We start from the raw sequence: 13,235 nt of genomic DNA, 5'->3' as shown, positions 1-13,235 counted from the left end.
TCCCCGTCCTCGCTAGTGGTGGTGTGCAGGCTGGCAAGCGCGTCGGATCGCCAGAACGGTCCGCAGCAAGCCGCCCAGGTCGCGCACAGGCAGCGAATTGGCGGCATCGCTCTTCGCCGCATCGGGTCGGGCCGAGACCTCGACGAAGAGGCCGTCCATGCCCACGGCGGCCGCGGCGCGGGCCAGCACAGGCACAAACTCACGCTGCCCGCCCGAGTGGGTGCCGGCGCCGCCGGGGAGCTGGACGCTGTGGGTTGCGTCGAAGACCACGGGCCAGCCGAGTTCCCGCAGGATGGCCAGCGAGCGCATATCTACCACCAGATTGTGGTAGCCGAACGATGTGCCGCGTTCGGTGAGAATCACTCCTCCGGCGCCCGCGGCCGTGGCCTTCTCGACGGCGTGCCGCATGTCGCCGGGGGCCAGGAACTGGCCCTTCTTGATGTTCACCACGCGCCCCGTGCGGGCCGCGGCCTGGATGAGATCGGTCTGGCGGCACAGGAAAGCCGGGATCTGGAGCACATCGGCCACGCGGGCCACAGGCTCGGCCTGGTTCGTCTCGTGGATATCTGTGAGGATGGGCACGCCGTGGCGCGCCTTCACCTCGCCCAGGATCGCCAGCCCGTCGGCCAGGCCCGGCCCCCGATAGGACCCAAGCGAGCTGCGGTTGGCCTTGTCGAACGAGGCCTTGAACACCAACATCACGCCCGCTTCGGCCGCGATAGCCTTGAGCCGTGCAGCCAGGGCATGGCACTGGCGGGCCGACTCGATGACGCATGGCCCGGCAACGAGCAGAAGCCGCTCGTCGCCTGCCACGACACCCTCTGCAATCTGAACGCGCTTCACCCGCATCAGAGCCCCGCCTTCACAATGTCATGGACCCGCAGGAGACCCACCGCCTTGCCTGCCGCATCCACGACGGGCAGCACCATGATCTGGCGCGGGCGGTCCTCCATCAGGTGGAGAGCGTCAATCGCCATCGTGCCCGCCTGCACGCGGATCGGGTTGCGCGTCATGAGGTCGCCGGCGCGCAGGGCGAGCAGGTTGTCGTGCTTCTGGAGGCCGCGCCGCAGGTCGCCATCCGTGATGATGCCCACCAGGAGGCCCTCGCCGTCAATCACGTTCACCGCGCCGAGGGCTTTGGAGGTCATCTCGACCACCACCTCGCGCATCGGCGTGTCGGGGCGCACAATGGGCTGTTCGGCCCCGCCGTGCATGAGGTGCTCGACCCTGACCGTGAGGCGTCGGCCGAGCGCCCCGCCCGGATGCGAGAGTGCGAACTGCTCGGGGGTAAGCTGCTTGTGCGCGGCCACCACGATGGCCAGGGCATCGCCCAGGGCTTGCGCCGCGATGGCGCTGGCGGTGGGGGCGAGGTTGAGCGGGTCGGCCTCGCGCTCGACTCCGCAGTCGAGCACAATGTCCGACGCCTTGCCGATCCGCGAGTCAGGCGCGCCGGTGAAGGCGACGACGGTGGGGCCGATGGTCGCCACAGCCGGCAGCAGGCGAACCACCTCGTCGCTCTCGCCGCTGTGGCTGATGAGGATGAGTACGTCCTCGGGCCGCAGGAGGCCCAGGTCGCCGTGGAGCGCCTCGCCCGCGTGCAGGAACACCGCCGGCGTGCCCGTGCTGGAGAAGGTGGCGGCCAGCTTGCGTGCCGCCATGCCCGACTTGCCGACCCCGGCGACCACCACCTTGCCCGTGCAACTCAACACAGCCTCGACGGCCCGCACGAAGGCGTCGTCCAGGCGCTCGCTCAGCCGCGCGAGCGCCTGGAGCTCGGCATCGAGAACGGCACGCGCTTGAGCCAGGGCCTGCCGCGAGTCCAACGGGGTACCGCCCATCCGGCCTCCTCTTGTTCGTCCGCTCGCCGATTATAGCCCGCCGGGGCGCTGTGTCAAACCGCGGGCTTGCCGCGGCGAATTTCCACGCCGGCGAGCTGCTCTTCGATCGTCACCAGGGATGACGTATCCCAGTCGCCCTTGCCGGCTGTCTTCAGCGCCGCGTAGAGTTCCGTGACGAGCGCCGTTGCGGGCAGCGGCACGCCGAGCTTCTTGCCAGCCTCGGTGGCGATGACGAGGTCCTTGTACTGGAGCTTGGCCATGAACCCTGGCTTGAAGTCCCCGTCGAGCAACCGCGGCGTGCGCACCTCAAGTGCCCAGCAGCGGGCGGCACCCGCGCTCACCGCCTCCAGCATCTTGGCGGGGTCCACGCCCGCCTTGGCCCCGAGCGCCATGCCCTCGCCGATGGCCTGCCATGTGACGGCGCAGATGATCTGGTTGCAGGCCTTGGTGAATTGCCCTGCCCCGCTGGCGCCCACGTGGACGATCTTCTTGCCCATGGCCTCGAGCACGGGCATCGCCCTGGCCAGCGCCTGGGCGTCGCCGCCGACCATGATGGAGAGCGTGCCCGCGATGGCGCCCTGCTGCCCGCCGCTCACAGGCGCGTCCAGGAAGGCGACGCCTCGCGCGGCGCAGGCCTCGGCGATCTCACGGGCTGCCATCGGCGCGATGGTGCTGTGGTCCACCACGATCAGGCCCTGCCTGGCGCCGTCGAGGAGGCCGCCCGGACCCGCGACGACCTGCCGCACGTCCGGCGTGTCGGGGAGGCAGGTGATGACCAGTTCGCAGCCATTGGCCACATCGGCGGGCGCGGCGACCACCTGTGCACCCCCCGCGCGGAGTTCCGCCACAGCGTCCCTCGCGTGGCCGCCGACGATGGTGAGTTCGAAGCCGGCCTTGGCAAGGTTGCGGGCCATCGGCAGGCCCATGATCCCAAGGCCGATGAAGCCGACCTTCCTCATGTTCCCTCTCTTCCTTTCGGTTCGGTCATGGCTCGCGGGTCAAGAATGCGATCGAGTTCCTGGGCTCCGAGCAGGCCCTTCGCCAGGATGATGTCGCGCATCGCGCGGCCCGTGGCGAGGGACTCCTTGACTACTTCTGCCGCGGCGCGATAGCCGATGTAAGGGTTGAGCGCCGTGGCCAGGCCCAGAGTGCGTTCCGCATAGGCGCGGCATCGCGCGGCGTCGGCCTGGATGCCCTCGACACAGCGCTTCGTGAACACGGCAATGGCGTTGGTGAGGATCAGGAGCGAGTCGAGGAGGCGGTAGGCGATGACCGGCATCATCACGTTGAGTTCGAGCTGCCCCGCCTGGGCGGCTGTGGCGACCGTGAGGTCGTTGCCCAGCACGCCGAAGCAGACCATGTTCAGCATCTCCGGGATGCTGGGGTTCACCTTGCCGGGCATGATGGACGACCCGGGTTGCGCTGAGGGCAAGAGGATCTCGGCCAGGCCGCTCGTGGGCCCGGAGGCGAGAAGGCGCAGGTCGTTGGCAATGCGAATCAGCTCGACGGCGAGTCCCCGCAGGGCGGCGGAGAGTTGCACCACCGGGCCCTGACTCTGCATCGCCTCGAAACGGTCGGGGGCTGGGCGCAGGTCGAGCCCTGTGTGCTGGCACAGGTAGGCCACGGTCCTGTCGGCATATTCGGGGTGGGTGTTGATCCCTGTGCCCGTGGCGCTGCCGCCGATGCCGAGTTCCGCGCACGATGCGCCGGCCGCTTCGATGGCTCTGGCCGCCTTGGCCACGGCGACGGCATAGGCGCCGAACTCCTGGCCGAGGCGCACCGGCACGGCATCCTGGAGGTGTGTGCGCCCCGCCTTGATGATGCCGTCGAAGGCCTCGGCCCTGCCGCGGAAGGCCGCCACGAGGCGGTCGAGCGCCGGCATCAGCTCGCGCAGCATCAGCAGCGCGGCCAGGCGCGTCGCCGTGGGAATCACGTCGTTCGTGGACTGCCCGTAGTTGACGTGGTCGTTGGGGTGGACGAGCCGATAGTCACCCCGCTGGCCGCCCAGGCCCTCGATGGCGACGTTCGCGAGCACCTCGTTGACGTTCATGTGGAAGGACGTGCCGGCGCCCGAGTTGTAGACGTCCACGACGAACTGGTCGGCGAACTCGCCGGCAAGCACGCGGTCGGCAGCCGCCGCGATGGCCTCGGCCAGTCTGGGCTCGAGGTTCCCCACATCGCGGTTGGCCAGGGCCGCCGCCTTCTTGATGTAGGCGCAGGCGAGCACGAAATGCCTGGGATGCCGCACGCCGCTGATCGGGTAGTTCTCCACGGCCCGCTGCGTCTGGGCGCCGTAGTAGGCCTCCGCGGGCACGGGGACCTCCCCCAGAGAGTCCTTCTCGATGCGGAACTCACCCATTGGATGCCTCCGGGGCCGGCGGAGTTGCCGGCGCGGCCTTCATTCTAACGCGCCCCCGATGCCCGTGCAATGCCTCGGGCCGCCGCTGGTCGGGCGAGGCGCCGAAGGAGCCGGAGGTTCACCGTGTCCCAGTCGTCGCGCTCGCCATCTTCCTTCGGCGTCTCGATGATCTTGGGCACGGCGGCGAGACGGCTGTCGCGAAGCAGGCAGCGGAACGCGCCTCGGCCCAGCTTGCCCCTCCCGATCTGTTCGTGACGGTCCACGCGGCTGCGCAACTCGCGTTTGGCGTCGTTGAGGTGGATGGCGTGGATGCGGGAGAGCCCGACGATGCGGTCGAAGTCGGCCATAGTGGCCTCGTAAGCTTCCGGGGTCCGCAGGTCGTAGCCGGCGGCGAAGACGTGGCAGGTGTCGAAGCACACGCCGAGCCGCTGGGGCGGCGAAATGGCCTCGAGCAGCCAGGCGAGCTGCTCGAAGCGCCAGCCGAGCGAGGTCCCCTGCCCCGCCGTCGTTTCCAGGAGGAGGCCGACCGGCAGGTCGCGCGTGGCCTGCATCGCCCGCGTGGCCGCCTCGGCCACCTGCTGTAGCCCCGCCTGCTCGCCCCGCCCCTGATGGCAGCCGGGGTGTAACACAACCCATCGGAGGCCGAGCGCCGCCGCCCGCTGGAACTCGATGATCAGGTTGTCGAGCGACAGGCGGGCGACCCGCTCGTCGGCGCTTGCCAGGTCAATCAGGTAGTTCGCGTGGGCAACGATCGGCCCGATGCCCGATGCGGCCCAGGCGGCCCGGAACCGCTCGCAGTCGTCAGCGGTCAGCGGAGCCGCCCGCCACTGGACCTGGTTTCGGGTGAAAATCTGGAGGGCCGTGCAGCCCAGGGCTTGGCCCCGCTCGATGGCGCGGTGGACCCCGCCCTGGATCGACATGTGCGCGCCCAGGAGGAGCGGCGACGCCTTCGATTGGGCGCTCGCGTGTCTCGCCAGGGCTCAGATCTCCGTCCACACGCCGGGGATGGGCACGGGGTACCGGCCGTTCGCGTCGGGCTTCACGGGCGGCTCGCTGTCGGGCGTCATCGCGTCAATCGTGGGGCAGAACTGGAAGTTCGAGGCCATCGCTTCGTCCCAGGTGACGATCTTGCCCGAGTGGATGGCCGCTCGGCTCATGATGTCGGCCAGGTTCGACAGGGCAGCGCGTTTCGCCTCGTTGTGAGGCTTGTTGTTGCGGATGGCGTCGAGCAGCACGTTCCATTCGGCCTGCCACGGGCTGAACTGCTCCTTCTCGGCCTTCCAGGCGATATTGTCGCGGGCCATCCGTTGGTCCTTGTACATGACGACCGTGCCCGCATGGTGGCTGCCGGAGAACTGCGCCGCGCACTTGGTGCCGTGAACGTAGGTGGCGAATTCCATGTGGCAGCCTGGGAGATACCGCACGACGTCGGTCGCGCGGGTGCCGTCGGGGAAGGTCCACTCGGCGGCGAACGAGTCGAGGTTCTGGCTACAGTCCGTGCTGTTGGCGGCGCGGCCGCCCACGCCGTGCGAGGCGACCGGCAGCGCGTCTTTGAGCCAGCAGATTTCGTCAATCTGGTGGATGTCCATCTCGGCGTAGAGGCCGCCCGAGACCCAGTAGAAGCGCGTGAAGTTGCGCACCTGCCAGAAGAGTTCCCTCTCGCCGTCAGGCTTGCGCCCCATGGGGCCCACGGGCTCCATGCGGTAGGCTCGGATGAGGAGGATGTCGCCGAGCGCGCCGTCGCGGATGCGCCGGATGAGTTCCTGGCGGGCGACGGAGTGGCGGCACATGAGCCCTGCGGCGATCTTGAGGCCCTTCTTCTCGGCCGCCTCGCCGGCCTGGATGACGCGGCGCACGCCGGGCGGGTCGGCCGCGAACGATTTCTCCATGAAGACGTTGACGCCCTTTTCCACGGCGTATTCGAGCTGGGCGGGGCGGAAGCCCGCGTAGCCGCACAGCATGGCCACGTCGCCGGGCCGCAGCGTGTCAATGGCCTTCCTGTAGGCGTCGAAGCCGAGGAACTGGCGCTCGGCCGGCACGTCCATCTTCTCGGGGTACTTGGTCTGAAGGTTCTTCAGGCAGGCGTCGAGGCGGGTCTGGAAGATGTCGGCCGCGGCCCACAGCTTGACGGGCCCGCCCGGCGCGTCGAAGGCGTTGACGGCGGCGCCGCCGCCGCGCCCGCCGCAGCCGATGAGGGCCAGGCGGATGGTGTTGTCCTCGCCCGCATGCACGGCGGGCAGGGCCGCCCCGGCGAGAGCCGAGGCCACAGCGGCCTTGCCACTGGTTTCGAGAAACCGGCGCCGCGACGCGCGCTGCTCAGATTGCATGCGCAGACCCTCCGCCTCCCGCTTTCCCATGTCGACTCCGACGGATTCGGCGCCCGCCTGCGGCTACCGCGTGGCGTTGCCGGAGACCTGCACGGTCTTGAACCAGATGATCGGCGGCAGCACGGCGATGCTGCGGCGGAACGAGGTGATGTCGGTCGTCTTCGTCGCGCCCATGGCCTTGCTGCTCACCGTGAGCATCTCGATGGCCGAGGCCACCGTCACCGTGTCCTTGCCGACGGCGATGTTGCCCTGCGTCACCGTGTCGCCGGTGAGGAGCGCGTAGCTCGGCAGGAAGTAGAAGCCCCAGTTGCTCACATTGATGTGCGCCACGGCGCCCCCCGCATCGGTCGTGATGGCCTGCCCGTTGAAGTTCGTGGCCACCTGCACGGTCGCGCAGCCCGGTCCCACGGCCAACGCCAGGGCCGCCACTGCCGCCAACGCACGCCATCCGCTCATGGGTCCTCTCCTCTCTGACCAAAGCCTGGGTTCCGGCCTCTGTGTGCATTATGCGCGGCTTGCGGGGCTTGTCAAGCTTGACATTCGGCCCGGCGCGCCCTATGATTCGCGCCGCGCCCGAGGCCCTCCACCCGTCCACGAGGCAGGCCCATGCCCATCCAACCACCGTTCGATCTTCCGGGCAAGTTCCGAGCCGTCAGCAAGATGCTGCGCGCGGCCTTCGACGCCCACTCGGTGGGCGGCACCCACCCGTATGAGAAGGGCATGCGCCGCGAGGCTGTGGTGACCGACTTCCTCCAGCGCCACCTGCCGCCCTGCTACGGCGTGGCGCGCGGCGAGCTGGTAGACTCCCGCGGCTGGGGCAGCCGCCAGATAGATGTGGTCATCTACGATGCGTTCCATTCGCCACTCCTCCAGGAGACCGAGGCCTCGCGCCTGTTCCCCGCCGAGGCGGTCTACGCGGCTATCGAGGTGAAGCCCGTGCTCTCGCTGGGCGACCTGGAGGAGGCCGTGGCCGCCGTCACCTCGGCGAAGCGGCTCGACCGCTCGGCCCTGGTCTCGCAACACCACGGCCACCGTCTCTACGGCCCCAACCAGAAGAACATGGCCCCCTTCACGGTCCTCTTCGCCTTCCAGTGCGCCACGCCGGTGGACCGCCTCGCCGCAGAGCTCTCCCAGTTGCACCGCCGCCTCGTGCCAGAGGGCTGGCTCGACTGCCTGTGTGTGCTTGACCGCGGCCTCGTCTACCATTTCGAGCAGCGGCCCGTCCGCACGGGCGGTGTGGCGTGGGTCCCCACCGTCCTCAACGAGAAGGCCAGCGTGGGTTACTACGAGCTGGGCGACGACACGCTGCTGCTCTTCTACCTGTTCCTGCTCTACCAGCTTCACTGCCGCGACCTGTTTCCGGCCGACCTGCTGCGCTACGCGCGCTTTGTGGGCAGGGACCTCCTCCCCACCATCGTCGGCCCCAACGTCACCCCGCCGCCGGCTCCCGGGAAGCCTCCCGCGCGCTGACCGCTGAACACCCCACGCCTCAAGAACGTGTTTGACGCCGTGCCGGAGTCGGCGTATCCTACAAAGGCACGAAGATGGCCCCTGCCCGGGCCGGCGCGCGCCGGCCGGCGGCGTGGCGACGCACACACTTGTCCAGGCACAGCCCATGACCCGCGACTCGCGCGAGCACCGGGGCCTGCTGGCCGTCAACCTCGGCCTCGCGGCCAATGTGGTCCTGGCCGCGCTGAAGACGGCCGTGGGCATCCTCGGCCACAGCCCGGCCCTGCTCGCGGACGGCGTGAACTCGACCTCCGACGTCGCCTACTACATCGTCGTCAGCGTGTTCGTGCGCCTCGCCGGCCGCCCGCCCGATGACGAGCACCCCTATGGCCACCGCCAGATGGAGAGCATCGCCGCCCTCGTCATCGGCGCGTTCGTTATGACCACCGGCATCGCCATTTTCTGGGACGCAGTGAACCGCGTCTACGACCTCCTCTCGCGGCCGGGCGCCGAGGAGGGGGCGCTCAGCATCACCCTTTGGGTCGCACTCTTCACCGTCGCGCTCAAGACTGCGCTCACCCTCGTCACGCGGAGAATCGGCCGGCAGACCCACAACCCGGCCGTCATGGCCCTGGCCTACGACCACCGCAACGACATCATCTCTGCCTCCGCCGTCACCATCGGCATCTTCCTCGGCCGCACGGGCCTCGACTGGGTGGACCCGCTCGCCGGCGCCATTGTCGCCCTCATCATCCTGCGCACCGGCGTCGAGATCATCCGCTCCGCCGCCGCAGAGCTGATGGACAGCGTGCCGAGCCGCGAGCTGGCCGAGGAGATCAGGGGCCACCTCACGGGTGTGCCCGGCATTCGCGAGGTCGAGGAAATCCGAGCCCACCGCTTCGGCCCGTACCTCGTCGTGAACCTCACCATCGGCGTGGATCCCCACATCTCCATCGCCGAGGCCGACCACATCGCCACCGAGATCGAGCACACGCTGGTGGACGGCATGGACTACGTGCGCCGCGTGGACGTGCACTGCCACCCGGTGCGGGAAGCCTGAGGCCGGCACCAGGCCGCGAATCCGGAGAAGAAGACGCCCTCCCCTCGTCCCTACGCTCCGCGTGGGGCCGCTCCTCCGACCGATTCGCGGGCACGGGCAGGCACGCAGAGCGCCCCATTCTCCCGCCCCACCTGGACATGATGGACATTATGGACCTGGCTGGGCAGAGCCGTTGCGAGCCGCCCGCGTCTTCCTTGGCGCCCGCTGCGCCGCCCAGTGCCCCGGTTGGCGCCATTCGCTCAGATTCGCGGTGTCTGGCCCCTCACTCGCTGAAGTACTCGGGCAGGTGCTTGCGCGCGAGGGCGAGGAGCTCCTCGCGGCTCATTGCGGTGAGGCGGCAGCCTGCGAACTGGGCGTCCACAGCGTCCTTGATGGCGATGACGCCGGGGTGGTCCTTGGAGATGTGGACGCCGCGGTCGCGCAGTTCGAAGTCCACCCACGCGGCGATGCCGGCCACACCGCTCTTGTCGGTGATGGCGATGGTGGGGGGGACGCCGAGGATGCGCTCGGTGTCGAAGATGGTGTAGATTTCGGGGTTCTTGCGGAGGCCGTCGGCGTGAATGCCGGCGGCGGTGGTGTTGAAGTCGGCGCCCACGTAGGGCTGGCTCCGGGGAGGCTCGTAGCCGATGACGCGGCGATAGTAGTCGGCCACCTGGGTGATGACCGAGAGGTCCATGCCATTGGCGTCGCCGCGGAGGGCGGTGTACTCGATGGCGAGGGCCTCGATGGGTGGGTTGCCGGTGCGCTCGCCAATGCCGAGGAGGGTGCCGTTGGCGGCTGCACAGCCGTAAAGCCAAGCGGTGCCAGCGTTTGTAACAACCTTGTAGAAGTCGTTGTGCCCATGCCACTCGAGCCAGGCGCTGGGGACGTTGGCGTATTGGATGAGGCCGTAGATGACGCCCTGGACGCAGCGTGGGACGGAGGAGCCTGGGTAGCAGACGCCGAGGCCGAGTGTGTCGCAGCAGCGGATCTTGACGGGGCGGCGGCTCTCCTGGGCGAGTTTCATGAGCTCCTGGGCGAAGGGTACGACGAAGCCGAGGAAGTCGGCCCGCGTGAGGTCTTCGAAGTGGCAGCGGGGGATGATCTCCTGCTCGATGGCAGACTTGACGATTCCTAAGTACATGTCCAGGGCCTGCTTACGTGTCTTTCCGAGCTTGAGGAAGATGTGGTAGTCGGAGCAGGAGGTGAGAATCCCGGTCTCGCGGAGGCCCATCTGCTTGACGAGCTTGAAGTCGCTGGCGGTGGCGCGAATCCAGCCTGTGATCTCGGGGTAGCGATAGCCGAGGTCGAGGCAACGGCGGACAGCTTCCTTATCCTTGTCGGAGTAGAGGAAGAACTCACTCTGGCGGATGATGCCGTTGGGGCCGCCGAGCTGGTGGAGAAACTTATAGAGTTGGACGATCTGCTCGACTGAGTATGGAGGACGCGCCTGCTGGCCGTCGCGGAACGTGGTGTCGGTGATCCAGATCTCTTCGGGCGGCCACATGGGGACGCGCCGATGGTCGAAGGGGATGCGGGGGACCTCGACGTAGGGGAACGTGTCGCGGAAGAGGTTCGGCTCGGCGATGTCCTGGAGCTCGAAGTGATGCTCTTCCTGCTCCAGGGTGCGAGTGTGCTTATTCCAACGCAGCATTCGCGACCTTTCACGTCCGATGGGGCTTGGGTGGGAACCAGGGTGCCGTTGTCGGCAAGAGCATTATACCAGATTTGCCAAGCGGTGGGAATGGCTTTTCCTGGGGGTCGTTGCGGCCGGCAGGTTAAAAACTGCAGGGAGTAGGCCCCCGGCAACTACTCCCTGCTCGACGCCCGATAGGTGCACCCGTGCACCTACCTGCTGTTGCTCTTTCTCTTGCGCCCATCAGTCGCACAAGCACGCTGGCGCGGCCACCATGTCGGGCTGCGCGCAGTCCACTGTCAGAATGCCCCGGAGCACTGGGGCAAGCTCGTGCGGGACTGGGCCTCTGCGGTCGAGGACTCCGTCGTTCCTATGGGAACATGCCACACATAGGCGGTGGCATCGGTCGGTGCGGATGAGACGCCCGCACTTCAGGCAGGGTCTCCACTTCCTCACGAGATTCGCGTCCCTAATGCTCACAGCTCATCCCCTGCCGTAGGGCAGGTCTGACATCCACACCTCACCATTCCTCGAGCAGCAAATCACATGCCACAAGACTGGCCGGGCAATGCGCTATCCCAGTAGGCAGATGCCATCACATCGACTGGAACAATCCATGTCTCTGTACAGCTTGGTCTTACGCGACAGGCATGATCGGCGCCACCGACTGGATGCATTTCACAGGAGCGCATAGCGATCGAACCACCCCAAACAGCGGTTGGAATCTTTATGCCATCACGGCACGACTTCGGCTGCGAGCGAAAATACGTGCCAACCTGGCATAGTATCCGCGTGAGGCACGCTCCCATGGCCCTGCCGGTGGTTTCCTTGGTATGGGTCTGGCCGAATGATCTGCCGTACGACAGTCACTCCGGCCGGGGGCGAAGGCGCGCGATGCCGTACTCTTCAATCCGCCGGTGAAGGTTGCGCAGGCTCATGCCCAGGATGCGCGCCGCCATCGTGCGATTCCCCCCTGTGATGGTCAGCGTCTGTCGGATGGCCATCTCCTCCAGCTCGCGGAGGCTCAGCCCCACGGGAAGACAGGCGGCCGCCCCCTCGCCACCCACCTCGGCTCCCCGACTGGCTGCCCGGGCGGGGGCTTCCACGCGAAACGACTCAGGCGGCAGGTCGTCCACGTCCAGCACCCGCTTCACGGACGTCACGACCATCCGCTCGATGCAGTTCTCCAACTCCCTCACATTCCCCGGCCACTCGTGCTCCATCAGGCGCTGGAGGGCCTCGGGGGTGATCCCCACCACGTCCTTCCCATTGCGCTCAGCGAATCGCCGGATGAACGTATGGACGAAGAGCGGTATGTCCTCCCGGCGGCTCCGCAGGGGCGGCAGGTAGATTGGCACCACGTTGAGGCGGAAGTACAGGTCACGCCGGAAGGCGCCCTTCTCCACCCGCTCCTCCAGGTCCGCATTCGTCGCCGCCACCACACGCACGTCCACGCACAGCGTCTGGGTCCCCCCCAGCCGCTCGAACTCGCGGTTCTGGAGCACCCGCAGCAGCTTCGCCTGTGTGGTCGGCGCCAGCTCGCTCACCTCGTCGAGGAAGATCGTGCCGCCGTCCGCCAGCTCGAAGCGCCCCTGGCGCTGCCGGATCGCCCCGGTGAAGGCCCCCTCCTCGTGGCCGAACAACTCGCTCTCGAGCAGGCTCTCGCTCAGCGCGGCGCAGTTCACCTTCACGAAGGGGCCGTTGGCTCGCCGCGACTTCCGGTGGATCGCGTTGGCCACCAGTTCCTTCCCGGTGCCGCTCTCGCCTCGGATGAGGATCGTGCTCTGTGTATCCGCCACCTGGTTGATCAGGTCCATCACTTTCCGCATGCTGAACGAATGGCCGATGAGGTCCGGCGTCCCGCTCAGGTGCTCCAACCGCTCGCGCAGCAGGATGTTCTCCAACAGCAGGTCCTGCGCGCCGAACGCATTCTCCAGGTGCGCCTTCAGGTGGTCGAGGTCAATGGGCTTCATGATGTAGTTGAACGCCCCCCGCTTCATCGCCTCCACCGCCGTGCTCACCGAAGCGTACGCCGTCATCAGCATCACGAAGATTTTCGAGTCATGCTGCCGCACTTGGGCCAGCAGCTCCAGGCCATCCATGTCCGGCATCCGCAGGTCGGTGAGCACAAGGTCCACGGGCTCGCGCTCCAGCACCTCCATCGCCGCGGCGCCGCTGGACGCGGCCAGAGCCCGGTAGCCCATCTCCGACACCGCCTCCGCCAGGCTCTCGCGCCCGACGGCGTCGTCGTCCACCACCAACACCACGCGCTGGCGTGCCTTATCCGCGCCTCTGCCCCCAGCCTGCCTTGTCTCGCTATTGCTCAACACCATCCCTCGCATGCCCCTCGCCCGCCATTCCCAGATAAGGCCCGGCGCATATGTTATACAGCCACCTGCCGCCGGGCGCAACTTGGCCCTTCGGGCCGCCCGCGCCTTCCGCGCCGTCAGGCCATCAAGGCAGAGGAGGAGGAGGAGGCGAACGCCTCCCTTTGACAACGCACCGGACCTGCGGTAGCCTTTCCATGCACGCCTAGGCTCGACTTTCGCCATCAGGCAGGAAGCCGGAGGGCGAAGTCCGTGACGGT

Annotated in this window: 11 protein-coding genes; 2 read left to right on the top strand and 9 right to left on the bottom strand. The window is 67.9% G+C overall.

Translation table 11 applies throughout. The features are described 5' to 3' along the window. Positions 1-12 precede the first annotated feature (12 nt). From kdsA to PLE19_03530, 7 genes are all read right to left on the bottom strand, one after another. Complete coding sequence (gene kdsA / locus PLE19_03560; protein ID HPD13996.1) at positions 13-849, bottom strand: 3-deoxy-8-phosphooctulonate synthase; 837 nt, start codon at positions 847-849, stop codon at positions 13-15. Further along, positions 849-1,838, bottom strand: coding sequence for a KpsF/GutQ family sugar-phosphate isomerase (locus PLE19_03555; GenBank protein ID HPD13995.1), 990 nt, complete (start codon positions 1,836-1,838; stop codon positions 849-851). Before PLE19_03555 ends, kdsA begins: the two co-directional genes overlap by 1 nt. Positions 1,839-1,891: 53 nt before the next feature. After that, a complete protein-coding gene (locus PLE19_03550; GenBank protein ID HPD13994.1) occupies positions 1,892-2,797 on the bottom strand; it encodes an NAD(P)-binding domain-containing protein in 906 nt (301 codons plus the stop codon). Then, complete coding sequence (locus tag PLE19_03545) at positions 2,794-4,197, bottom strand: aspartate ammonia-lyase (GenBank protein ID HPD13993.1); 1,404 nt, start codon at positions 4,195-4,197, stop codon at positions 2,794-2,796. The genes PLE19_03550 and PLE19_03545 overlap by 4 nt, the downstream gene beginning before the upstream one ends. Before the next feature lie 44 nt (positions 4,198-4,241). Beyond that, positions 4,242-5,129 (bottom strand): deoxyribonuclease IV, encoded by an 888-nt coding sequence (locus PLE19_03540; protein ID HPD13992.1) that lies wholly within the window; start codon positions 5,127-5,129, stop codon positions 4,242-4,244. Positions 5,130-5,177: 48 nt separating this feature from the next. Beyond that, positions 5,178-6,524 carry a gfo/Idh/MocA family oxidoreductase gene (locus PLE19_03535; protein ID HPD13991.1) on the bottom strand — a complete coding sequence of 449 codons (1,347 nt, stop codon included), beginning with the start codon at positions 6,522-6,524 and terminating at the stop codon, positions 5,178-5,180. A 63-nt stretch (positions 6,525-6,587) separates the two neighbouring features. After that, positions 6,588-6,980, bottom strand: a complete 393-nt coding sequence (locus PLE19_03530) for a hypothetical protein (GenBank protein ID HPD13990.1) — start codon at positions 6,978-6,980, stop codon at positions 6,588-6,590. 150 nt (positions 6,981-7,130) lie between these two features. Here PLE19_03530 and PLE19_03525 point away from each other — a divergent pair, with 150 nt between their 5' ends. Further along, a complete protein-coding gene (locus tag PLE19_03525; protein HPD13989.1) occupies positions 7,131-7,994 on the top strand; it encodes a hypothetical protein in 864 nt (287 codons plus the stop codon). 145 nt (positions 7,995-8,139) lie between these two features. Further along, positions 8,140-9,033, top strand: coding sequence for a cation diffusion facilitator family transporter (locus tag PLE19_03520; protein ID HPD13988.1), 894 nt, complete (start codon positions 8,140-8,142; stop codon positions 9,031-9,033). A 262-nt stretch (positions 9,034-9,295) separates the two neighbouring features. Here PLE19_03520 and PLE19_03515 read toward each other — a convergent pair whose 3' ends face one another. Together PLE19_03515 and PLE19_03510 are read right to left on the bottom strand one after the other, a co-directional pair. Continuing rightward, the gene (locus tag PLE19_03515; protein HPD13987.1) at positions 9,296-10,666 is read right to left on the bottom strand and encodes a 2-isopropylmalate synthase; all 1,371 of its coding nucleotides are present in this window, start codon (positions 10,664-10,666) and stop codon (positions 9,296-9,298) included. An 848-nt stretch (positions 10,667-11,514) separates the two neighbouring features. Further along, a complete protein-coding gene (locus tag PLE19_03510; protein HPD13986.1) occupies positions 11,515-12,915 on the bottom strand; it encodes a sigma-54 dependent transcriptional regulator in 1,401 nt (466 codons plus the stop codon). Positions 12,916-13,235: the final 320 nt, after the last annotated feature.

The organism is Planctomycetota bacterium, assembly GCA_035384565.1.
In the GTDB taxonomy this organism is placed as follows: domain Bacteria; phylum Planctomycetota; class PUPC01; order DSUN01; family DSUN01; genus DAOOIT01.
This window is presented reverse-complemented; position numbering and strand designations above follow the sequence as displayed.